The sequence below is a fragment of the Paenibacillus sp. FSL R7-0128 genome (assembly GCF_038002245.1).
GTDB lineage: Bacteria > Bacillota > Bacilli > Paenibacillales > Paenibacillaceae > Paenibacillus_AQ > Paenibacillus_AQ silagei.
Genome location: NZ_JBBOCD010000001.1, coordinates 5,095,780 through 5,118,814 on the forward strand (window position 1 = coordinate 5,095,780; position 23,035 = coordinate 5,118,814).

The following is a 23,035-nucleotide window of genomic DNA, read 5'->3' on the forward strand; positions in this document are numbered from 1 at the left end:
TTAGAAAATTAGCCAGCGCGGCGTGATGCCCTGCAGCCAAATCGTAATGCGGAACATCTGGTCGGTGAACAGCAGGATGCCCATGAATACCATCAGCCCGCCGCCCAGCTTCATCAGCAGGTTGGAGTATTTCAGGATCTTGCGCGCCCCGCCCAGGAAAAAGGCCAGTCCGAAGAACGGCAGTGCAAAGCCGATACTATATGCCGTAATCATCATGAACCACGTTCCCGGATCACTGGCCGACAGCGCGATAATGGCTGTTAGAATCGGGCCGATACAGGGCGACCAGCCTGCTGAGAACCCGATGCCGAAGATGAAAGAGCCCAGGTACCCGGCAGGCTTCCATCTCAGCTCCAGCTTGCGTTCCCGGAGCAGGAACTGCGGCTGGAATACCCCCAACAGGAAGAGACCCATGACAATAATAAGGATCGCCGATAATTGACGGATCAGATCCCGCTGGCCGTTGAAGAATTCACCGAACAAGCCGGCTCCAAAGCCAAGCGTATAGAACACTGCCGAGAAGCCAAGAATGAACGCCAGCGTATGCGAAAGGGTCCGGAGACGGACCTCTTTGCTGTTGCTGCCGCTCTTCAGCTCCTGCACTGATAAGCCGGTAATATAAGATAGATAAGAAGGATAGAGCGGCAGGCAGCAAGGCGATATGAATGACGCCACTCCGGCGGCAAAAGCGATTCCTGCATTCAGGTTGGACACGGGCGCATCTCCTTCCATAGTCGGGGTCACTCGGGTCACTTCATGTAGCAGCAGTACAGATACAGTTATGTAGTTGGTGCTAAGGGCGGCCGGTTATACGCTTGTTTGTTAGGCTGGCAGCCCTTTTTTGCCGATGAGAGTTAGGGTCAATAGTGCAATTAACAGCAGAACAATCGTTGCTCCAGGAGCCAGATTCCATACTCCAGCAATGACCAGTCCGCCAATAACGGCAATCTCGGCAATCGCCACGGACAGAATAACCGAAGACTTGAAGCTCCGTGACAGCAGCAGGCTGATCGCTACAGGAATGGTCAACAGCGCAGAGACCAGCAGCGAGCCCACAATCTTGATCGCCGTACTAATCACCAGAGCCGTTAACACCGTAATCAGCATATTGAGCAGCTTCACCGGAAGTCCGCTAACACTGGCTGCATCCTCCTCGAAGCTGAGCAGGAAGAATTCCTTGAAGAATAAGGTTACGACGACCACAACGGCAATCGTTACGATTCCCACCACGATAAGATCAGTAGTATTGAGCGTATAGATGCTGCCGAACAGATAGCTCATTACATCTGCATTATACCCTTTGCCCAGGGTGAAAAAAAGGGAGGCCAGCGCTACACCGCCCGACATGATGATGGCAATGGACAGCTCGGCGTAGCTTTTATAGGCTTTGCGCAGCTTCTCAATCGCAAATGAGGCCACAACCGCAAAGACCAGCCCCGCCCCGAGCGGATAAAAACCCGTCAGAAAGCCCAGCGCTACCCCGGCAATCGTAACATGCGCCAGCGTATCTCCGATCATAGACAGACGCCGCAGCACCAGAAAAACGCCGATCAGCGGCGCCGTAATGCCAATCATCAGCCCGCCGGCCAGCGCCCGCTGGAAAAAATCACTATACAGGATTTCCAAGATGTATATCTCCTTTACAATTATAAAACCTTTTTCGAAACCTTTTTCGAAACCTTTTTCGAAACCCTTTTCGATCCCTCCCAAACCCTCCCTTCGCCAAGGGAGGGCCCCAAGGGCTCTGCCCTCTGGACACCCGCTAAGTGCAATTGGCGTGGGAGGAGGGGTTGTCGCAGCTTAGGGACGTTGGTGAAAAGAGCGCTTTTCCTCCCTGCGGGATACGCTTTACAGCAGGCGGGATTTACTTACGTCCCAAGACTTTCACCTCATATATTTGACCTGCTGGCCTCAGTAATCAGAGATAAGTGTAGTCTGTGCAACTAAAAACAGTAAAACGGAAGGCTTTCCTCTTCTAATTGTATTCTGTACAACTATATTTGCCCGGATGGCCGAAAATCCAGGTACGAAGGCATTTTAATTGTACGAAATACATCAAAACAGAGATTTGGCGGCGCATCTGACGATTTAGTTGTACGAATTGCAATTAACCCACCCTTTCCCCCTAATCTGGGCACGGCAACCCTCAGCAAGCGAGAGTTAAAAGTAATCCTCACACGTTTAAAACTGATTGCAGAATGTACAACAGAACTATCACTTTTGAGCGTATAATCAGATTCTGTTGTATTTCGTACAATTGATATTGGCAGAAAGGCTGGAAAAAGGTCCATTTCAAAAAATCTAATGTACAAACTGCAACAGAAGAGCAAAAAGGGCAGAAATTCGTGCAATCGATGTACAAAGTACAATAGGCTGCGGTTCGAGCAGTAAAACCGTTAAATGATCAGGGTAACTATCCTCTTATCAGCCAATCTCAACGATCAGGACAACGTATGCTGCAGGTTATCCACAGCACAGTCCTGCACATCATGCGAGTGGCGGCAGTAGAAGTTGATTTTACCGTTCTTCTGGACCGGCTCGCTGCCCAGGTAATTCTTCATCATGTCGATATCATGCGAGACCATCAGGAAGGTCATATGATGATGGGCATGCATGTGCATGATCAGCTCGAAGAAGCCGGCCTGGGTCTCGGCGTCAATGCCGACAGTAGGCTCATCCAGAATCAGCAGATCCGGGTGGTTGATCAGCGCACGGGCCAGGAAGACACGCTGCTGCTGGCCGCCGGACAGCTGGCCGACTCTTTTCTCGGCAATATCCTGAATCCGCATCACTTCAAGCGCATCCTCACACTGCCGGTGCTGGGCCTTCGAGACCCGCCGGATCAGGTTCTTGTTGTTATACAGGCCGGACAATACGACCTCACGGACGGTTGCCGGGAATAGCGGGTTGAACGCATTCTTCTGCGGCACATAGCCGATCCGCTCCCAGTCCTTGAACCTCCGCACCGGCTGGCCGAATAATTTGATTTCCCCGCTGGTGGCAGGCAGCAAACCGACAATCATCTTAAGCAGTGTCGTCTTGCCCGCACCGTTCGAGCCGAGGATACCGAGGAAATCACGTTCTTTTACCGTATAATTCAGATTCGAGATGACCTTCTGTTCCCCGTAGGAGAAGGACAAATCCTGTATTTCGATCATATGCTGATGGCAGTCCAGGGATACCGGTTGCATGTGAAGTACCGCCTTTCACTTATACTTTCCTTATTATTGTAAGGCCAGAATGAGATTTTGCAAATTTTTCTCCATTAAGGTGAAATAATTGTCCCCGTTCTTCTGCTGGGCCTCGGTCAGCCCTTCTACCGGATTCAGCACCATCGTGGATACACCGGTCTCACTTGCCAGTGTCTTAGCCAGCTTATCAGATACAAGCTCCTCGAAGAAAATATAACGGATGCCCTCTGCCTTAACCAGCGCCGCCAGCTTCACCAGATCCTGCCCGCGCGGCTCAGCGTCCGGCGACAGCCCCATTATGGCATGCTGTGACAGTCCATAATCACGCGCCAGATACGAGAATGCCTGATGAGATACGACAATCTCCTTGCCCGGCAGATTGCCCAGCTCTTCGGTGAACTTCAGATCCAGCGCGCTCAGGCGGTCCGCCAGCTTCTGGTAGCGCTCCTCATAGGCTTCAGTATGCGCAGGATCAACGGATTGAAGACTATCCTTGATATTCTTGGCCATCACAAGCGCCGACTTCGGGCTTACCCAGGTATGCGGGTCCGTGTGCAGGCTGTCGCCATGCCCGTCTGCTTCAGCCTCTTCACCTTCATGGCCGTGATCATGCCCATCGTCTTCATCGGTTGTAATTAGCTTCACTCCTTGGCTAACCTCTACAGCCTTGGTCTTACTGTCACCATCGAGGCTCTTGAGGAAATTGGGAACCCAACCCTCCAGCCCGGCTCCGTTATAGAGGAACAGCTGCGCCTTGGAGGTAGCGATGATATCCTGGCTGCGCGGGGTCCAGTCATGCGGCTCTACCCCTACAGGAAGCAGGTTGATAACATTGGCATCTTCGCCGCCGATTTCGGCAGTGAATTCATATATAGGATAAAAAGTAGTTATAACGTTCACTTTTCCTTCCACAATGCTTCCGTTGCTCTTCGGTCCGCATGCGGCCAGCGACAGCGTAAGCAACAGGACAGCGGCGAGCAGCAGCCCTTTTTGCAAGCTTTTTGTAACCATTTCTCTATCGACCCCTTAAATCGTAAAATTTACTATCAGAATTATAATAGTAATCGTTACGATAAGTCAACTCCGATCTGCATTTCGTAGTCTGCAAGCTGCCTTCTACCCGGTTATCTTGGAGCAAAAAGAAGCAATCCCCGCTGCCTGTGGCCTGCGGAGATTGCTGTACGGTCATTATGCGGATGCTCTTGGCATCCTTATTTCACAATCGCTCCGTTCGGCATGCTGTCCGGCACGGTAGCGATAGTCAGCTGCTCGCCCTTGGAAGCGGCCAGGATCATGCCCTGCGACAGTTCACCGCGCAGCTTCACCGGCTTCAGGTTCACAATGCAGATCACCTTGCGGCCCACCAGCTCCTCCGGTGTGTAGAACTTTGCAATGCCGGATACCACTTGGCGCTGCTCATAACCAAGATCCAGCTGCAGCTTCAGCAGCTTATCCGCTTTCTTCACCGGCTCGCAGGCGATGACCTGGGCTACGCGCAGCTCTGCTTTGGCGAAATCGTCGATGCCGATTTCTTCCTTATGCTCCTCTTCCTCCGGATCGGCAGCCGCCGCCTCCGGAGTCACAGCAGCCGCTGCCGGCGCCGCCTCTGCAGCGGCCGGCTTCCCGGCTCCCATCGCTTCGGCGATGTACGCTACTTCCTGCGCCACATCCAGGCGCGGGAAGATCGGGTCGCCCTTCACCAGCTTAGTACCTGCTGGAATCAGGCCGAAGGACCTGCCGCTCTCCCAGGTGGTCAGCTCGCCCGGCTGAATGCCCAGCTGCTCCCAGATCTTCGCCGGAGCGCCAGTCAGGAACGGCTGGAGCAGAATGGACGCGGTGCGCAGTCCCTCCACCAGATGTCTCATCACCGAAGCCAGCTCAGCGCTGCGGCTCTCGTCCTTCGCGAGCACCCATGGCTGGGTCTCGTCAATGTATTTATTCGTCCGGCTGATCAACGCGCCGATCGCAGTCAGAGCTACGGAGAATTCCATTTTCTCCATCGCTTCTTCCACCTTGGCGTAAGTGCTCTGCACCATTGCCTCAAGCTCACCGTCAAATGCGGTAACCTGACCGGCATAAGCCGGAAGCTCGCCGCCGAAATATTTCTCCACCATCGCCCCCGTCCGGTTCAGCAGGTTACCAAGATCATTGGCCAGATCGTAGTTAATCCGGTCCACGAAGCTCTCCGGCGTGAAGGTTCCGTCCGAGCCGAAGGGAACCTCGCGCAGCAGATAATAGCGCAGGGCATCCAGACCGTAGCGGTCAATCAGCGTCACCGGATCAACCACATTGCCCTTGGATTTGGACATCTTGCCGTCCTTCATCAATAGCCAGCCATGTGCGAATACCTTCTTCGGCAGCGGTTCGCCGAGCGCCATCAGAATAATCGGCCAGTAGATCGTATGGAAGCGGACAATTTCCTTCCCGACAATGTGTACATCTGCAGGCCAGTACTTGTCATACAGGCTGCGGTCCTCCGAGCCATAGCCAAGGGCCGTAATGTAGTTGGTAAGGGCATCGATCCACACATAGACTACATGCTTCTCGTCGCCTTTCACCTTAACGCCCCAGTCAAAAGTCGTACGGGATACAGCCAGATCCTCCAGACCCGGCTTGATGAAGTTGTTAATCATCTCGTTCTTACGGGATTCCGGCAGGATAAACTCCGGGTTCTCTTCGTAGAACTTCAGCAGGCGGTCAGCATACTTGCTCATGCGGAAGAAGTAGCTCTCCTCCTTGACCAGCTCCACCGGATGACCGCTGTCCGGACTTTTTCCTCCGGTAATCTTGCCGTCAGCATCTCGTTCAATATCCACCAGCTGGGTCTCGGTGTAGAAGGTCTCATCCGAAATACAGTACCAGCCTTCGTACTCCCCTTTGTAGATATCCCCCTGCTTCAGCAGGCGGTCAAAAATATCCGCAACCACCTTCTTATGGCGCTCCTCCGTGGTACGGATGAAATCATCATTCGAGATGTCCAGCTTCTTCCACAGATCCTTAATGCCGACTACAATCCCGTCCACGAACTCCTGAGGGGTCTTTCCGGCCTTGCCGGCCTTCTCTTCAATCTTCTGCCCATGCTCGTCCGTTCCGGTCAGATAGCGCACCTCATAGCCGCGCAGCCGCTTGTAGCGGGCCATCGCATCACCGGCTACCGTAGAATACGCATGCCCGATATGCAGCTTGTCGCTCGGATAATAGATCGGTGTTGTCAGATAAAAGGTTTTGTTCTCACTCATTACTTCATCATCCCTTCGTTATCCCTAATCGTCCATTTCACACAAAAAACTCCCGCCCCTCTATGGGGCGAGAGTAAACTCACGCGATACCACCCAACATTCCCCGGCTCCTCACAGAGCGCAGGCTTCGTCAGTTCCTTAACGGAACTGTCCATTAACGCTGGAACACGCCGTGCGCTTACGCAGGCCCCGGCTTCAGGCCTTCCGCTCGAACACAGTTCCTCCCGGACCATATTCAATCTGGCGTCCCATACCGGCTCCCAGCAGCCCCGGCTCTCTGTAATGGTGTCCACATCTACTTATCCGTTCCTCGGAATATCACTTATTATTCAAAATATACCCATCCCGGCGGCCTGTGTCAAGTCGTATGCAGCGGCTTGTCCCCGGATGGCTGCTCTTTGCGCGGCGGCACCGGGTCAAGGCCTCCCGGATGGAAAGGATGACAACGGGCGATCCGCCTGGCAGCGAGCCAAGAACCCTTCAGCGGCCCATGGACCTCAATCGCTTCCAGCGCGTAAGCCGAACAGGTCGGGTAGAACCGGCAGGTAGCAGGCTTGAGCGGTGAAATGAACTTGCGGTAGACCCGGATAGGAGCCTGTACCGTTCTTCGTAGGTTAGCCATATTCAGCGTCCCTCTTTGCTACGTGCGGCCCCTGCCGGCTCTTCTTCTCTTCCCTGCTCACAATCCTTGCAGTAGCCGAAGACCTCGAATTTATGCTTGACCACCCGGAACTGATCCGGCGGATCGGTTAGATTCATCGGGCAGAATTGAATCGGGTACGTCTTCATACACTGCAGACAAATCATATGGTGATGATGGTGATCCTGACTGCAGCTTGCCTTGAATTTGACGCCTTCTTCAAATACAATCTGCTCCAGTACCCCCAGCTCCTCCATAACGCGCAGGTTACGGTAGACTGTATCGAAGCTCAGCCCGCTATACTTGCGGCCCATATGCTCATATACATCCTTCGCAGACAAATATCCCGTATTCTCGCCGAATAATTTGGCAAGCGTCTTGCGCTGATCGGTGATTCGCAGCCCCTGCCCCGACATGGCTTCCAGGATTTGATCTGTCGACAGCATTCGCTCATCTCCCATAACATTAGATCGTTTGTGTTGCACTCTCTTTATAATGCCCCAAAAGCACTGCCCCGTCAATAAAAGCGCCTGTTGCCTCCCCGCATCCAGATACTTGCGGCACAATACAAAACGGCAGCCGCCCCCTCAGGAGCGCTGCCGTTTGTATTGTAGAGAAATTATTTTTTCGCCGGAAGCGGCGTGAAGACAAAGTTCACAGGCAGGTTACTGCCGGAGGCGACGGAGAACACAATCTCCACACGCCCTTCATATTCTCCGGTGCGGTAGATGACAGCATTCGTGTCTGAGGATAAGCCTAATACGCCCTTATTGGGCAGGTTCACCATTGTACCGTTTACGATCAACGGCCCCAGATAAGGACCCCCGCGCGGATTGAAGGTGATCAGCGTGTTTGCTGCAACACGATCCAATACGATTTTGTACAGTACCCCGAAGTTACCGGCGTTAGAAACATATGTTCCATTCATTGGATCCATGCCGTCCAGGTTTTTGTCCATTTTATTGTCGCCCAGAAGCAGCTTGCTTTGCGTGGTACCCACCAGATCGGTCACGTTCATGACGCGGGTAGAATCGGGGAAGGTTCCCCGGGTATGCACGCCGTCAATGTCAAGAATCGGCAGATAAGGCAGCTCGGCGACAGGATCTTTGCTCTGCTCCACCATAACTACATTATACTGAATCGGCAGATCACTGAACAGGTCTGCGCTCAGCGACATTACGTCTTTGGGCTTCATGGCGATTTTGTTCAGGTCTGTCATAATCGGAAGACTTTGCCCAGGCTGCAGGGTAATTTGCGATTGGGCCAAGCCGGTAACCATGGAATTGAAGTATTTCTCCATCGATACTTTTCCAGTATATTCCGGTGAGGTCACCGGTCCGGCAATTCCTAAATATTGGATGTTAATAGTTGTCGGATACAGGTTGTTATTCGTTGCAATCACATAGAGCTTCTGTCTGGTAGCCATATTGTTCATATGATGCACCAGGAAGCGCGTATTGCCCACTGAACTCTCCCGGTACAGTACACCTTCCGTCTGAACGGTCTCCGGGCTGTTACTGCGGATCAGGGTGTAGCTTTCGGAAGACAGCGTATACGGCAGGTTAGGGAGCGCCGGAATCATCCCGCCGTCCATACTGATGATATCCCCCGGAATGGTGAACAGCTTCGTTACTTCATCCTGTGTATACAGTTGTTCATTGGTGATTGTAATCATCTTCTCAAAAGTACTGCTAAGACCGTGCTTGTCCGTAACCGTCAGCTGAATGGACAGCGGTCCCGGGGTGAAGTACGCCAGGGAACGATTGTTCCAGGTTGCGGTCAGCTCTTCATTCTCAGGATCATAGCTGGTATCGGTCAGGACTACCGGCTCACCCATTTTGTATTCTTCTTTATCTGTTGTGAATTGGGCTACTGGCGGCTGATTAGGCTGCAGTACCTGAATGGTTACCGGATAAGGGTCACTCCACATGTTGTTGGCATCCCGTACCGAATACATAACCGTATAGAAGCCCGGCTGATCATAGATATTTTGCTTGTTGTCGCTCCAACGCTCTTCAACAATCGGCGTACCGTTCGGGGAAGAGCTGTAGGTAACATAATTCACAGTAGTCTCGCCGGCATAGATTTCTTTGGGCTGAACTGTGAAGGAGGCAGTCGGCTTCGTATTCAGCGTAAGAATAACCCGCTTCTGCACATTGTCCACGGTATAAGGAATATTAAGTGCAGAGGTAATGGACGTTAACGGAATCATGAAGGTGCCTTTGAACTGGTAAGCCGGTCCCTTCATAGTGAACTTGGTACCATTGACGGTATAGATTTTGCTGTCGGTCTTGAACCGCATAATGCTGGTACCCTTGGTCACAATGACCTCTTTGGTTTTGGCGTCATAGGTAAAGGCAACGCCGACCATTTCCACCATTGCGCGGATCGATACGTAGGAGACGCCGTTCTTGACTGCCATCGGCTGATTGGCGGTGTAAGGCGTTCCGTTTCTGAACATCTTGTTGCTGTTCATCATCAGAATAAGCTGGCCTGCCCCTGCAGCAGAGGTAGTAGTCATGCTTGGGGTTACAGGCGTATCCGTTAACGGAGTAGCCGTAGGCACAACGGCATCAGTCGGCACAGTACCGTCCACAGGAGCAGCTGTTGCGCCTGGAACCTCAGTAGCAGCCGGAGCTGGAGTCTCTGTTATTGCTGGAATGCCTTGAACCGGTGATGCTGTAGGAACAGGTGTTGGTGTGGGTACCACTGTACCTGCAGGCGGTTCAGTCATTAACGGAGGCAACGGGTCTGTTGACTCAGGCTGAAGCTGTGTTTCAGAAGTATCCACCGCTGCGGCAACATGGCCTGTTACGGTTTGTGTGCTGACTGGAGCTGCAAAAGCCGGAACGGCTGCTGCTAATTGTGATACAGCTAATACTGTTACCAAGAACATTTTCCTAAAATTCATTGTACGACTCCTTCTGCTCCCATTGTAGTGTATAAGGCAGTATATTTAATGCTTTCTGTCCACCTTATAATCCCCGCAAAAACGCAACCGCCCTCTTCAGGACGTCAGCATATTTTGCCACGTTCATTTTACAAAACATAGTATTAGACGCAAGCAACGGAGAAAAGTTTCATTCTGTGTAAAGAAAGATCTATATAAATCCAATTAGCTCCATTATTAATGGGGTGCCCCCACCTGTCACCAGAAGAGTATAATAGTAGCAGACTTCATGTGAAAGGAGTATTTAAGCTGAAATGAATCCATCTGAAGGGTTATACAAACTTATCGACGCCCGCTGTGTTAATCCGGCTGGATCTGAATCTGAAATACATAAGTCAGACAGGCATACCCTCCTCATAGGAATTAAAGGCAGCGGCGAAGTTGAAGCTAAAGGCTATTGCTCTGAATTTGGTTCTTGCGATGTACTGCTGCTGCTCCCTGATACACCGTGGCGCTTGTTAGTGAAGGAGAAGCACTCTCTGGAATACTGCTGTTTTACCTTTGATGTATATACTATGGACGGACAGCATACGCTTCAGCGCGGAGAGCTGGAGGCCGATATTTTCCCGCCTGCCCTTTGGTCTGAAGCGTTAGCTAAGACTGACCTGATCTGCTCTTGCTGGCAGGGCAGCAGCTGGGACAGAATGGAGTCATCTATCCGTTTCCAGGAATTGCTGCTTCAGTTATGGAGACCAGACAGTCCGGAGACTAAGCATCGCACTCCCTCAACTGCAATAATTGACCAGTCCAAAGCCTATATAGACAGTCATTTCGGGCAGCCCATGACCAGAGAAAAGCTTGCCGAAATGACAGGAATGAGCGTCGCCCATTATTCCCGGCTGTTCAAAAAACAGGTGGGCCGGAGCCCGATGGAATATCTGAATTCTGTCCGCATTCGTCATGCGGGTGATTTGTTGCTCCGCTCTGAAATGACGCTCCGTGACACAGCGCACCATGTAGGCTATCAGGATGAGTTCTATTTCAGCCGTAAATTCAAATCAGCCATTGGTATTTCACCATCTGTATATGTTAAAAAACACCGTATGTCCACTCGTATTGCCTCCATGGCCCATCCCTACACCTCTCATTTGCTGGCATTAGGTTTAACGCCTTATGCGGCATTGATTAATAATTCACGCGGATCTGCCTATAGCTTGAATAACGTTATCAGCTTGGGGGATGATCAGCCCGACCTCGGCAGACTGGCAAATGCCCGGCCGGAGCTGATTATCAGCTTCGAACATTCAGATTATGCGGAACCGGACAAAGCAGGCTTGTTCCCCCATATTGCCCCAACGTGTACCGTGCCATTTGAAGGGGATTGGCGTGAGCATCTCCGGATAATTGCGAGAGCGGTGAACCGTCTGGAGATCGCCCGGCAGTGGCTTGAGGCATACGAAGAGCTGGCTGAGAGTCTTCGGCTCAGTGTCAGAGAAAAGCTGGAGGACGAAAAAGTTGCTGTGGCGCAATATGAGAACGGGTGCTTCCGCCTGTTCGGCAACCGTAACTTGGGTACCGTGCTGTATAAAGATCTGCAGCTTGAGAGACCCCGGCAATTACTGAATGTAGAGCATTCCATTCTTCTTACTCCAGATCAGCTTTCGGAATGCAGCATTGACCATCTGATTCTGTTTACATCGGGTAACTCCGCACAGCGTGATTTGATCCATCGTTCGCTAGCTTCACAAGAAGCATGGAGGGAGTTAAATGCCGTACGAAAAGGAAACGTCTACGAGGCCGCTGATTCAAGTCTCTATTCCTGTTACACCTCGATGGCCCACGATTTATTTCTGCGCCGTTCAAGCGATTTGCTCCTGAGCCATATGTCCAGGCGATGAGCATTTTTGTCCATGGCACCCACCTATGCCACTCCTTATAATTAAATTGTGATAATGATTATCAAAATCAATTGTGAAAGGTGTGTGGCTTGTGTTTCCTTGTACTCGAAAATCCAAACACAAATTTAGCCGTGGAGTCATCGGCCTGCTTGGAGTAATAATGCTGGGGCTAGTCGTTGGATGCAGCAACAGCGGGAATAATGGAGGTTCGGCGGTTGCCGGTTCCACCTCTCCAGTACCTGCCAAGACGGCTGAAAATACGGATACCCGTATCATCTCAACCATTAAGGGAGATATAGAAATTCCGGCACATCCGAAAAAGGTTGCGGGCATGCTTTATGTTTTTGCTGACCATCTGCTGGCACTTGGAATTGAACCTCATGCAATGGTTACATACAACGATTTGGGATTCCCCCAATACCTGTCAGACCAAATGAAGGATACTATCGTTATTGGCTCAGGAGAAGCACCTAACTTGGAAGCACTGCTCGAAGCGGAGCCGGATCTCATTCTTGCTTCTAAGACACTGAACGAAGCGAACTATGAGCAGCTATCAAGGATTGCGCCAACGATACTTTTCGACAATGAAAATGAAGATGATTGGACCCGATTCCGGCAAACGGCAGAAATCTTCGGAAAAGAAACTGTGGCTGATCAGGTCCACGCCGATTATGAATCAAAGATAGCTGCGGTAAGGAACGAATTGGCTGCCACTGCTGCCACTCAGACTGTCGCCTATATGCGAATACAGGACAAGCAATTGCAGTTGATTCAACCGGGAGATAATTTTACGCTCTTCGGCCCTCTGGGACTAACCCCCGCTTCCACAGAAGGTATAGATTTCAAGGACTCATGGAATGTAGCCATCTCCGAAGAAGTACTTCCGGAGCTGAATCCTGACCGTATGTTCATCATTCTTCGCCCAGGTGACAGTAATCAGACGGCTCTGGATAATATTATGAGTACTTCAATCTGGGCCAACCTTACAGCTGTCAAGAACAAACATGTGTATATCGGTGATGCAAATCTGTGGTTTGCCGGCTATGGCCCAATCGGACTAAGCAAGGTTATCGATGAAATTTCGAATGCCTACCTGCCGGAATCGTGAGGGACGAGCCATGACTCCCACTCCTGACAGCCTGCTCATACGAACGATACGCGACAGAAGAACCATACAGGAATTTAATGGAATGCCCATTGCCCGGAGCACACTGCTCAACTTGCTGGACAATGCGGTATGGGCACCTTTTCATTCCAAAAAAGAGCCTTGGCGATTCATCCTGTTCACAGGGGAGGGCCGGACAATATTTGCCGACGCTATTCTGAAGACACGCCCGGAAGCATTCGTTCAACAATTCGGTGCACAGATACATGATACGTATTGCAGGCGGATTCCGGTCCACCTCATCGTAATAATGCATAGCGCTCTTCCTCCAAAAGCCTGGGAGGAGGCCCTGGCAGCAACTGCCGCTCTGATTCAGAACATTCAGCTGCTGGCCTGGGAACAAGGAATCGGCGTGGTATGGAAGACCACTGCTTTTAATGAAGATTCCTCATTTCGGTCAGCAGCAGGTGTAACTCCTAACGAGAAAATCGTTGGCACCTTGCATATGGGATATTTCGATCCCGAAGACAAGCCTGCTCCAAAACCGCGTACTGCTGCTGTAGACTTGCTGACAGTTATAGAAGGCAATCATTCGGATAATTGTTGACAAGAGATCGTGGCCGGTTCCTGCTTAAAAAAAACAGAGGGCTGTCCCGCAAGGCCATTTCACGGCTTTGCGGGACAGCCCTAATTACTGAAAAAGCAGACTTACTGTGCTTCAGCCGTCCTGAACCTGCTGCGGTATTCTTTGGGGGTCATTCCCGTCTGCTTCAAAAACACCTTGGTGAAATAACGGCGCTCCTGATAACCGACGCCCGAGCTGATGGCCGTGATGCTCTTATCACTGCTGGCGAGCATGAATTTGGCAGCTTCAATCCGCTGCTGGGTGACATATTCCACGAAGGTCACCCCGAAGCGGTTCTTGAACAGCAGGCAGAAATAACTGCTGCTGATGCCAATCGTATTCGCCACCTCATCAATGCCGAGATCCGCATGAAGGCGCTCCGTAATGAACTGTGCGGCCTGGTTCATCAGCTGCTCCGCTGTTTTTTTGGCAGGCTCATCAGCAACAGGCACTTCCTGAAACAACGGGATGCTGTTGTACAACTTATCCTTATACTGCCTGCTGCGAATCCGCGAACCGATCTCCCGCACCTTGTCGCCAAGCTCCCCGTAATGAATTGGCTTGCAGATATACTCCTTCACACCCAGCCGTATGGCTTCACGCGCATAATCGAATTCCTGGTAGCCGCTGAGCAGCAGCACCTCACTTGTAAGCCCCATCTCCCGCAGCTTGCCGATGAATGTCAGCCCATCCATGACCGGCATACGGATATCACAGAGCACCAGATCGGGTGGACAGTCCTCGGCTATGCGCAGCGCCTCCATCCCGCTGCGGGCCATCCCCGCAACCTCCATCCCCATGTCCTGCCAGGGCAGCACAGTGTTGAGATTGCTCAGAATAGGCGCTTCATCGTCAACCAATAATACTTTTAGCATAATGGCCTTCCCCCTGCCCGTATTTCGGAATGACGCACTGGATGATCGTTCCTTCCCCAGAACTTGCACATATGAAAATCCCATATCTGTCGCCGTATTCGATCCGTATCCGGTCCGCAACACTTCGTACCCCTAGCCCTCGCCGCTCCAGATGAATGCCCTGCCCAGGCTTGCTTTCCGGCTGCTGCTCTGCCGCGTCATTCACCATGTATTGAAACATCGATAGCTGGGACGGGGTCATCCCGATTCCGTTATCCTGTATCCGCAGCACCAGATTGCCTTGGGTCTCCCACACCTTGACACTCACGAGACCCTTATACCCGATCCCCTCAAAACCATGCTGAATACTGTTCTCCACCAGCGGCTGGAGCGTAAGCTTCAGAATCCCGCAGCCCAGCAGCTCTGGCGGAATTTCAAGCTCATAATCGAACAGATCCTCGAACCGGAACTTCTGGATATCCAGATAATTGCGCAGATGCTTAACCTCTTCCTCCAGAGTAATCTCATCCCTGTCCTGAATGCTGATCCGCAGAATACTCGCCAGCCGGTAGACCATCTCACTGACCTTGCGGCCTTCATTCTGCACAGCCAGCACATTGATCGATTCCAGGGTATTGAACAGAAAATGCGGCTTGATCTGGGCCTGCAGCACACGCATTTCCGCCTGATTCTTGCGCTGCTGCTCCACATGAACCCGGCTGAACAATGTATTGATTTTGTCCATCAGATCATTGAAGCCTCTGGCCAGCAGCGTCATCTCGTCGTTGCCCTTCTCCTCGACACGGGTAGTAAGGTCACCGTCCTCCACCCGGCGCATGAAGCGCACGATCACAGCAATCCCGCCTGTAATCCGGTTCATGAAGAACAGATTGAAGATGACAGCACCCAGGAGGCACAGGAACATCACTACGACGAACCAGCGGGCGAACACCGTCACCTCATGAGACAACGTATCCCAAGAAGTGATGGAGACCAGACTCCAGGGATACTCCTTGAGATGGTAGACTGACAGAATGCTTTTCTCGCCGCCGAACTGCGTCTTGAAGCTCTGAAAGCCGGGCTTAAACGTAATCTCCTTCGTGGTGAAGCCGCGGAAATCCTGCCCGTCCAGCTGCCTGTCCGGGTCCAGCAGAATCATCCCGTCATCGTTAACCAGCATGAAGGACACCTTCTGGTCGGTGCCGCCAATCTTAAGATTGCGAAAAATCGACTCGAACTCCCAGTTCTTGATCTGCACCACCAGAATGCCGATATTCTGAAAGAAGCTAAGCTCCTTAATCAGCCGGATTTGCGTAAATACAGCCTCCGTCCCGGTCAGCTCAGGGTACTCATGCGGGGCCAGCCATTTCGGAACCCCGTTCAGCTTCATGACCTCCTGGTACAGCTCGCTGCCTTTGAACTTATCATAAGGCAGGGTGCGGAAGTTCTCCTTGTTGAAGACCGACACGATCTCTGAGCTGCCTTTACCGTTGAAATTATACAGGAAAGCATAGCTGATTGACGGATGATTATAGAGCAGACTGCGGAAATTGCGCTGGCTGGCATTCAGGCTGAGCTGCTCGGCATCGGTTAAATCCTGCTTGGAGGGATCATCCGCGCTGAGCGCCATATGAAAGACCGAGGTGGCAATTCCGTTGTCAGTCACATTGTCCATATCCTTGAGCACATTAGAAATGCTGTAGCTGATCGCTTTGAGCGAATATTCGGACTGCTGGCTGTATTTCTTCTCAATGGAATTATAAGTCACGAAGAACATAATCATGCCAAGAATGAACAGCGGAATGATAATCAGGCCTAAGAATGCCGTAAACAATTTGTAGCGCAGATTCATCGGCTGTTGCTCCTGACATGATTGATATTAGCCTTTTACACTGCCTGCGGTGACGCCTTCAATAATCTTCTCTTGCAGAACCGCATAAATCACTATAACCGGAACCACACTGTAGACAATCCCCGCCGACATCTGTGCGTAATTCATCTGATACTGATCGCGGAACTGGACCATCCCCACCGGGAGCGTACGCAGCTCGTCATTGGAGAGAAAATAGTTGGCCAGCAGGAACTCATTCCAATTTCCCAGGAAATTAACAATGAATACCGTAACCATCGCCGGAACTGTCAAAGGTACAATAATTCTAGCAAATATACCCGGGGCCTTCAAGCCATCCATGACCGCCGCTTCTTCAATTTCACTGGGCAGCGAACGCATGAAGGCCGCCAGAATAATGATCGTGAACGGAATCGCATTGGCAATGTAAGGAATAATGAGCGCCCAGTGGGTATTGAGAATATGCAGCTTGCGGACAATCGTGTAGATGGGCAGCATCAGCGCATTATTCGGAATCAGCATCCCGATCAGGACCAGCGAAAAGAGGATGCCGTTCCACTTCCCTTGGCGCATCCGCGTGACCGCGAAGGCGAACATAGACGCCAGCAGAATAGACACTACAGAGGCCAGAACCGAAATATATAAGCTGTTGAAAAAATAAGTGCTGATCTTGGCATTCACCCACGCTTCCACATAGTTGGACCATTCGAAGCTCTTCGGAATGCCGAAGGGGTTGAGGGCAATCGCATTATTATCCTTCTTCACCGAAGAGAAAAGGACAAAGAGGAACGGAAACAGCACAATCACCAGATACCCTAGCAGGGCGATGTGCGGCAGACTTTTTTTCAACGCGCGCGGCATCAGTATTCAATCCTTTCCGTACGGCGGGCAAACACCAGCTGGTAGAGGGCGGTTACCACGAGTGTGAACAAGAAGATCAGAACAGCGATCGTATTGCCGTACCCGTATTTGAAGTTGGTAATCGCATACTTAATCATATAGGTAGCCATTACCTCGGTTGAACCCGCAGGACCGCCCTTGGTCATAACAATGACGATATCGGCAGCCTTCATCGCTCCGGCAATGGAGAGCATAATCACCACCGAAATGATCGGTACGATCAGCGGCAGAGTGATGCGTGTAGCCCGCTGGAACCCTGTAGCGCCATCTATGGCCGCTGCTTCATCCAGCTCACCGGGAATGGAGAGAATCGCCGCCAGTACCATTACAATGTAGAATCCGGTCCACTGCCAGGCGTTCGTAATCAGAATTGACAGCATGGCGAAGCGCTCATCCGACAGCCAGTAGACCGGCTCAATGCCGACAAGGCCAAGCACTTTGTTGAACAAGCCAATATTCGGCTCATAGATGAAGCCCCAGAGAATCCCGATAACCGCTGTAGACATAATGGATGGCATGAATACCGCCGTCTTGTACAGCCCCTTCAGCTTCTTCACATTCGCAATCAGTAAGGAGAAGAACACAATCAGCGGCACCTGTATGCCTACGGAGAAGAGAATGAACCACCCGTTATTTTTCACAGAAATCCAGAAGCGTTCATCTCCCAGCGCTTTCTTGAAGTTGTCCACTCCGGCATATTTGACCGTCTCGGATACACCGTTCCAGCTAGTGAAGCTATAGTAGATTGAGCTGAAGATGGGATAGATGAAGAACATTACGAACAGCACCAGTGCCGGAATAACGAACAGAATGAACACCAGAGGATTTCTCAGTGCCTTATTCATAGCTACCTCCATATTGCTTTCTTTTGAAAAATGCACCCTGGAGCAAGCACCAGGGCACATACAGTTCACCGTCTCTTATTCCACCGCTGCATTAGCCTCTTCCTGTATCTTCTGAAGCGCTTCGCCCATCTTCTCAGGAGTCGTCTGCCCGCCGATCAGGCTCTGAATCTGGATATTACTGATTTCAGTGGTGACATCCGCCTGCACCAGCGAATCAAAGGCCGGGAAGGACGACTGGGAGCTATTCAATACAGCGACAATCTCACTCATCAGATCATCCGTAATGTTCTTGTTCAGCACAGCCTGATCGATCTTCATGGCAGGCAGGACTCCGTCCTCTACCAGACCGCGCAGTTGCATCTCTTCATTGAACATATTCTTAATGAAGGATTTCACTGCTGCAAGCTGCCGCTCATCTTCACCCGCCGAAGCGGAGAAGCCATAACCGTTGTTCACATCGCGCATAAGCGCCGTCTGATCCCCCACTCCGCCTTCAACCGCAGGAATATTGAAGAAGCCGACCTTGCCGATTAGACCTTCGCCGGATTGGCCGGCTTTGAACACGGAAGACTTCCAGGTCCCGTCATACATCAGGATGGCTTCACCGCTGGTGAACTGGGTCGTATATTCAGCATATTCGAAGCCCAGCTCTCCCTTCTTGAAGTAGCCTTTATCCACCCATTCCTTATATTTTGCCAAGCCCTTGATAACGTTCGGATCATTCCACTTCGCTTCACCGGTAGCGAACTTCGCGGTCACATCCGGTCCGGCATAACGGGACCAGAGATGGTTGGCCAGCATCAGCGGTACCCAGCCTGCTTTGGAGGCACCAGCCATCGGCACTTTACCATCCGCTTTAATATCGGCCAGCTGCTGCTCCAGTTCAGCGAAGGTTGTCGGAGCCTTCCAGCCCTTGCTGGTATAGTATTCTTTATTATAGAAGAAGCCTTCTCCGGAGCCGCCGATCGGCAGACCGTAAATCTTACCTTCATAGGTGAACGGGTCCAGATTAGAGAACTTGTCTTTGATGCCTAATTCATCAAGGATCGGGGTCAGGTCCAGCAGCTTGCCTTCTTTGGCATAGATCTTGGAGTCCGGGCTACCGAACAGGTCGAAGATCTCCGGAGGGTTACCGGCCGCCATTTCACCGCGCAGCTTCTCCTTACGGTTCACATCCGAATCTACTCCATCAAGCTTGAAGGTCAGTCCAGGCACATCCGCCTGCACCTTGCCCACCACATCCTCCAGAATAGCCAGTCGTTTCTGTTTGTCCGCTCCAACCTGGGTATGACGGATCGTCATTTCAAAAGGCTCAGCATTAGCCGGTTCTTCCGTTGCGGCAGCATTGGTAGCAGCAGCTTCATTCGTTGCAGCAGGCTCTTTGGTGGCAGCAGCATTGTTATTCTTGTTGCCTCCACAGCCAGCCAGCAGCGCCGAGCTAACGAACATCAGGGACAACAGCAGTGTTAGACTTTTTCTCATTACGGGTGACCCTCCCTATTTCATGATTTCCCTTACAACTCTAATTATAGAAAATCACATTTGTAATCGTAAGGTTAAGATTTATCTTCAATAGGGATAAAATCCTCTAATGGAAGCGGATTCAGTTAGGTTTCCTGACATAGAAAAAAGCGAAACTCCTCAGAATAGAAGCTCCGCTTTTGAAATTCTTATATGCAATTAGACCAATGCGGTCTGCATACGGCCTTCTTCAATCAGCCGGTACGCACGCTGCACTTCTTCATCGGAAGGCGACTCTACCCCTTCAAGCTCATAGGGACGGCCAAGCTCCTTCCATTTGTAGATGCCCATTACGTGATAAGGCAGGATTTCGAACTTCTCTACTCCATTAAGCGTTCCAATAAAGCGTCCAAGGTTCTGCAAATCCTCTTCCTTATTGTGAATGCCTGGAACATAGACATGGCGAATCCACATTTTACGGTTATTATCGGATAACCAGCGGGCCAGCTTCAAGGTACGGTCGTTGGACTTACCGGTCAGCTTGATATGCGCTTCATCATCAATATGCTTCAGATCCAAGAGCACCAGGTCAGTAACATCCAGCAGGTCGCTGATTTTCGATCCATCATTATAGCCGTTGGTATCAAGCGTGGTATGCAAATTCCAGCGTTTCTTCACCTCGGTGAACAGTTGCTTCACGAAATGCGCCTGGAGGGTTGGTTCACCGCCGGATACGGTCAGGCCGCCGCCGGACGTTTTATAATAATTCAGGTAAGGCTCAATTTCCGCCAGTACTTCCTCGACGGTCATTTCCTTGCCTTCATTGAGTTCCCATGTATCCGGGTTGTGGCAGTATTGACACTTGAGCAGGCAGCCCTGCATAAAAAGCACGAAGCGGATACCCGGGCCATCCACCGTTCCAAACGTCTCCAAAGAGTGGATATGTCCTTTAAGCATGAGATGTCATCCTTTCGAAAAAAACTTAAAATTTTAACCACTTTCAGACAAGAGTGTACCGCCCTCTTGCAAGGGCGGCAGCTCTTTGATTGATTTCAGTTCTTGTAGAACAAGAATGCTTCTTACATGGAATCGTGGAATGTACGGTTGATAACATCCATCTGTTGTTCACGGGTCAGCTTGATGAAGTTAACAGCATAGCCGGATACGCGAATCGTCAACTGTGGATAGTTCTCCGGATGATCCATAGCATCGAGCAGCTGTTCACGGTTAAATACGTTAACGTTCAAGTGCTGAGCGTTATTGTGGAAATATCCGTCCATCATGAAGACCAGGTTGGACTTACGGGAATCTTCGTCTTTACCTAGCGCCTTAGGAACGATGGAGAAGGTATTCGAGATACCATCCTGTGCATCGGAGTAAGGAAGTTTGGCAACAGAGTTCAGGGATGCCAGTGCGCCCTTCTTGTCGCGTCCGTGCATTGGGTTAGCACCAGGAGCGAATGGTTCGCCTTTTTTACGTCCGTCAGGAGTAGTACCAGTCTTTTTACCATAGACAACGTTCGAAGTGATAGTCAGTACCGATTGAGTCGGCACAGCATCACGATACGTTTTGTTTTTGCGGATCATCGACATGAAGGTTTCAACCAGTTCAACAGCAATGCCGTCAACAGCGTCGTCGTTGTTACCGTAGCAAGGGAATTCACCCTCAGTTTCAAAGTCGATAGCAATACCTTCTTCGTTGCGGATTGGCTTAACCTTAGCGTATTTGATTGCGCTCAGGGAGTCAGCAGCAACGGACAGTCCGGCAATACCGCAAGCCATAGTACGCAGAATGTCGCGGTCATGCAGCGCCATTTCGATACGTTCGTAGGAATATTTGTCATGCATATAGTGAATGATGTTCAGCGTATTGACATAAGTCTTAGCCAGCCATTCCATCATTGGTTTGAAGCGTTTCATTACTTCATCATAATCCAGGTATTCAGAAGTGATCGCAGGATATTCAGGACCTACCTGAGCACCGGATTTCTCATCTTTACCGCCATTGATCGCATACAGCAGAGCCTTAGCCAGGTTGGCACGGGCACCGAAGAACTGCATTTGCTTACCGATACGCATTGGGGATACGCAGCAGGCAATTGCATAATCTTCACCCCAGTATGGACGCATTACATCATCGTTCTCATATTGAATAGCGCTGGTCTCAATAGATACCTTAGCACAATATTTCTTAAAGCCTTCAGGAAGCTTCTCGGACCACAGTACAGTCAGGTTTGGTTCTGGAGCCGGTCCCAGATTGTACAGGGTATGCAGGAAGCGGAAGCTGTTCTTGGTTACGCGGGTTGTACCATCTTCAGCCATACCACCGATGGATTCTGTAACCCAAGTTGGGTCGCCGGAGAACAGGTCGTTATAGTCAGGCGTACGCAGGAATTTCACGATACGCAGCTTCATTACGAAATGGTCAACGATTTCTTGAGCTTGCTCTTCTGTCAGAGTACCTTCTTCAAAGTCACGTTGAACATAGATGTCGAGGAAGGAAGATACGCGTCCAAGGGACATAGCCGCACCATTCTGTTCTTTAACAGCTGCCAGATAACCGAAGTATACCCATTGTGTAGCTTCTTTGAAGTTCGTAGCCGGTTTGGAAATATCCATACCATGAGCTGCAGCCATTTGTTTCAGTTCGCCCAGAGCACGCATTTGCTCGGACAGCTCTTCACGCAGACGGATAACATCTTCTGTCATGGAGTCTACTTCAAGCTCAGTCAGTTGCTGCTTCTTGTCTTTAATCAGGAAATCAATACCATACAGAGCAATACGGCGATAGTCGCCGATGATACGTCCGCGGCCATAAGCATCAGGAAGGCCTGTGATTACGCCCGATTTACGCACAGCTCTCATATCTGGTGTATATGCATCAAATACGCCTTGGTTATGCGTTTTGCGGATGTTCGTGAACATGTCAACGATATTCTGCGGAAGCTCGAAGCCGTATGCCTTAGTAGCATCGATCATCATCTTGATACCGCCGAACGGCTGAATGGAACGTCTGAAAGGCGCGTCAGTCTGAACGCCGACAATCTGTTCCTTGTCCTTGTCAATGTAGCCAGGAGCGTGGGAAGTGATGGTGGAGACAGTATCGAGGGATACATCCCATACGCCGCCTCTTTCTCTTTCTTCCTTGCTTAGCTGGGAGATAATCTTCCACAGTTCAGTTGTATTGCTGGTAGGTCCAACCAGGAAATCTTCAGTTCCTTCATAAGGCTTGATGTTCTTTGCAATAAAGTTGTTAACGTCAACTTTCTTGGCCCAGACACCTTTTGTGAAATTTCTCCAACCTGATTTTGCTTCTAATACTTCTTTTTCAATCACCGACATGCTAAATCCCTCCATTTATATTTATTATATTTGTAGAGATCGCGGGCTTGAAGGTTAATCCCGTGTCTCGTGATCCCGAGGCTAATAGTTGTTATAAAATTCACAATCACATCTTCATAACGGGGATCGTTGTCTATATAAACATTTTAGTTTATTTTCTGAAAAAGGACTGTGACAAATATCACTATTTCGGTGAT

At 50.7% G+C, this 23,035-nt stretch carries 18 protein-coding genes; 3 read left to right on the forward strand and 15 right to left on the reverse strand.

What is annotated here, in order from left to right; translation table 11 throughout:
* The 8 genes from NST26_RS21645 to NST26_RS21680 form a co-directional block, all read right to left on the reverse strand.
* Positions 1-714: a cytochrome c biogenesis CcdA family protein gene (locus NST26_RS21645; protein ID WP_036731901.1), complete on the reverse strand. Its 714-nt coding sequence runs from the start codon at positions 712-714 to the stop codon at positions 1-3.
* Positions 715-822: 108 nt separating this feature from the next.
* Complete coding sequence (locus NST26_RS21650) at positions 823-1,626, reverse strand: metal ABC transporter permease (RefSeq protein ID WP_036731899.1); 804 nt, start codon at positions 1,624-1,626, stop codon at positions 823-825.
* An 815-nt stretch (positions 1,627-2,441) separates the two neighbouring features.
* Positions 2,442-3,191 carry a metal ABC transporter ATP-binding protein gene (locus NST26_RS21655; protein WP_036731897.1) on the reverse strand — a complete coding sequence of 250 codons (750 nt, stop codon included), beginning with the start codon at positions 3,189-3,191 and terminating at the stop codon, positions 2,442-2,444.
* Between the two features lie 33 nt (positions 3,192-3,224).
* On the reverse strand, positions 3,225-4,202 hold the full coding sequence (locus NST26_RS21660) for a metal ABC transporter solute-binding protein, Zn/Mn family (protein ID WP_036731895.1): 978 nt from the start codon (positions 4,200-4,202) through the stop codon (positions 3,225-3,227).
* A 200-nt stretch (positions 4,203-4,402) separates the two neighbouring features.
* Positions 4,403-6,430: a methionine--tRNA ligase gene (gene metG / locus NST26_RS21665; RefSeq protein ID WP_340951446.1), complete on the reverse strand. Its 2,028-nt coding sequence runs from the start codon at positions 6,428-6,430 to the stop codon at positions 4,403-4,405.
* A 358-nt stretch (positions 6,431-6,788) separates the two neighbouring features.
* Positions 6,789-7,052 carry a membrane protein insertion efficiency factor YidD gene (gene yidD / locus NST26_RS21670; RefSeq protein WP_036698448.1) on the reverse strand — a complete coding sequence of 88 codons (264 nt, stop codon included), beginning with the start codon at positions 7,050-7,052 and terminating at the stop codon, positions 6,789-6,791.
* A gap of 2 nt (positions 7,053-7,054) precedes the next feature.
* On the reverse strand, positions 7,055-7,516 hold the full coding sequence (locus tag NST26_RS21675; RefSeq protein WP_036731890.1) for a Fur family transcriptional regulator: 462 nt from the start codon (positions 7,514-7,516) through the stop codon (positions 7,055-7,057).
* Between the two features lie 173 nt (positions 7,517-7,689).
* Entirely contained in the window at positions 7,690-9,981 is a 2,292-nt protein-coding gene (locus NST26_RS21680; protein WP_340951443.1) for a copper amine oxidase N-terminal domain-containing protein, read from the reverse strand.
* A gap of 293 nt (positions 9,982-10,274) precedes the next feature.
* On the opposite strand from NST26_RS21680, the gene NST26_RS21685 reads away from it, so the two are divergent.
* The 3 genes from NST26_RS21685 to NST26_RS21695 all read left to right on the forward strand — a co-directional run bounded on the left by NST26_RS21685 (position 10,275) and on the right by NST26_RS21695 (position 13,570).
* Positions 10,275-11,858: a helix-turn-helix domain-containing protein gene (locus tag NST26_RS21685; protein WP_036731888.1), complete on the forward strand. Its 1,584-nt coding sequence runs from the start codon at positions 10,275-10,277 to the stop codon at positions 11,856-11,858.
* A gap of 160 nt (positions 11,859-12,018) precedes the next feature.
* Positions 12,019-12,966, forward strand: a complete 948-nt coding sequence (locus NST26_RS21690) for an iron-siderophore ABC transporter substrate-binding protein (RefSeq protein WP_340979765.1) — start codon at positions 12,019-12,021, stop codon at positions 12,964-12,966.
* A gap of 10 nt (positions 12,967-12,976) precedes the next feature.
* Positions 12,977-13,570 (forward strand): nitroreductase family protein, encoded by a 594-nt coding sequence (locus NST26_RS21695; protein WP_340979766.1) that lies wholly within the window; start codon positions 12,977-12,979, stop codon positions 13,568-13,570.
* A gap of 101 nt (positions 13,571-13,671) precedes the next feature.
* On the opposite strand, the gene NST26_RS21700 is transcribed toward NST26_RS21695, so the two are convergent.
* The 7 genes from NST26_RS21700 to pflB form a co-directional block, all read right to left on the reverse strand.
* The gene (locus NST26_RS21700; protein ID WP_209871205.1) at positions 13,672-14,463 is read right to left on the reverse strand and encodes a response regulator transcription factor; all 792 of its coding nucleotides are present in this window, start codon (positions 14,461-14,463) and stop codon (positions 13,672-13,674) included.
* Positions 14,441-16,294: a cache domain-containing sensor histidine kinase gene (locus tag NST26_RS21705; RefSeq protein ID WP_340951431.1), complete on the reverse strand. Its 1,854-nt coding sequence runs from the start codon at positions 16,292-16,294 to the stop codon at positions 14,441-14,443. Before NST26_RS21705 ends, NST26_RS21700 begins: the two co-directional genes overlap by 23 nt.
* Positions 16,295-16,321: 27 nt before the next feature.
* Positions 16,322-17,152 (reverse strand): carbohydrate ABC transporter permease, encoded by an 831-nt coding sequence (locus NST26_RS21710; protein WP_036731881.1) that lies wholly within the window; start codon positions 17,150-17,152, stop codon positions 16,322-16,324.
* Positions 17,152-18,036, reverse strand: coding sequence for a carbohydrate ABC transporter permease (locus NST26_RS21715; protein ID WP_036731879.1), 885 nt, complete (start codon positions 18,034-18,036; stop codon positions 17,152-17,154). The genes NST26_RS21710 and NST26_RS21715 overlap by 1 nt, the downstream gene beginning before the upstream one ends.
* A 75-nt stretch (positions 18,037-18,111) precedes the next feature.
* Complete coding sequence (locus tag NST26_RS21720) at positions 18,112-19,518, reverse strand: ABC transporter substrate-binding protein (protein ID WP_036731878.1); 1,407 nt, start codon at positions 19,516-19,518, stop codon at positions 18,112-18,114.
* 198 nt (positions 19,519-19,716) lie between these two features.
* The gene (pflA, locus tag NST26_RS21725; protein ID WP_036731876.1) at positions 19,717-20,454 is read right to left on the reverse strand and encodes a pyruvate formate-lyase-activating protein; all 738 of its coding nucleotides are present in this window, start codon (positions 20,452-20,454) and stop codon (positions 19,717-19,719) included.
* A 122-nt stretch (positions 20,455-20,576) separates the two neighbouring features.
* Positions 20,577-22,838 carry a formate C-acetyltransferase gene (pflB, locus tag NST26_RS21730; RefSeq protein WP_340979767.1) on the reverse strand — a complete coding sequence of 754 codons (2,262 nt, stop codon included), beginning with the start codon at positions 22,836-22,838 and terminating at the stop codon, positions 20,577-20,579.
* Between the last annotated feature and the right edge of the window lie 197 nt (positions 22,839-23,035).

Excerpts from the sequence above, each read along its gene's own strand:
- NST26_RS21655 (WP_036731897.1), bottom strand. The coding sequence starts at position 3,191 with ATGCAACCGGTATCCCTGGACTGCCATCAGCATATGATCGAAATACAG.
- NST26_RS21660 (WP_036731895.1), bottom strand. The coding sequence starts at position 4,202 with ATGGTTACAAAAAGCTTGCAAAAAGGGCTGCTGCTCGCCGCTGTCCTG.
- metG (WP_340951446.1), bottom strand. The coding sequence starts at position 6,430 with ATGAGTGAGAACAAAACCTTTTATCTGACAACACCGATCTATTATCCG.
- yidD (WP_036698448.1), bottom strand. The coding sequence starts at position 7,052 with ATGGCTAACCTACGAAGAACGGTACAGGCTCCTATCCGGGTCTACCGC.
- NST26_RS21675 (WP_036731890.1), bottom strand. The coding sequence starts at position 7,516 with ATGCTGTCGACAGATCAAATCCTGGAAGCCATGTCGGGGCAGGGGCTG.
- NST26_RS21680 (WP_340951443.1), bottom strand. The coding sequence starts at position 9,981 with ATGAATTTTAGGAAAATGTTCTTGGTAACAGTATTAGCTGTATCACAA.
- NST26_RS21685 (WP_036731888.1), top strand. The coding sequence starts at position 10,275 with ATGAATCCATCTGAAGGGTTATACAAACTTATCGACGCCCGCTGTGTT.
- NST26_RS21690 (WP_340979765.1), top strand. The coding sequence starts at position 12,019 with ATGCTGGGGCTAGTCGTTGGATGCAGCAACAGCGGGAATAATGGAGGT.
- NST26_RS21695 (WP_340979766.1), top strand. The coding sequence starts at position 12,977 with ATGACTCCCACTCCTGACAGCCTGCTCATACGAACGATACGCGACAGA.
- NST26_RS21700 (WP_209871205.1), bottom strand. The coding sequence starts at position 14,463 with ATGCTAAAAGTATTATTGGTTGACGATGAAGCGCCTATTCTGAGCAAT.
- NST26_RS21705 (WP_340951431.1), bottom strand. The coding sequence starts at position 16,294 with ATGAATCTGCGCTACAAATTGTTTACGGCATTCTTAGGCCTGATTATC.
- NST26_RS21710 (WP_036731881.1), bottom strand. The coding sequence starts at position 17,152 with ATGCCGCGCGCGTTGAAAAAAAGTCTGCCGCACATCGCCCTGCTAGGG.
- NST26_RS21715 (WP_036731879.1), bottom strand. The coding sequence starts at position 18,036 with ATGAATAAGGCACTGAGAAATCCTCTGGTGTTCATTCTGTTCGTTATT.
- NST26_RS21720 (WP_036731878.1), bottom strand. The coding sequence starts at position 19,518 with ATGAGAAAAAGTCTAACACTGCTGTTGTCCCTGATGTTCGTTAGCTCG.
- pflA (WP_036731876.1), bottom strand. The coding sequence starts at position 20,454 with ATGCTTAAAGGACATATCCACTCTTTGGAGACGTTTGGAACGGTGGAT.
- pflB (WP_340979767.1), bottom strand. The coding sequence starts at position 22,838 with ATGTCGGTGATTGAAAAAGAAGTATTAGAAGCAAAATCAGGTTGGAGA.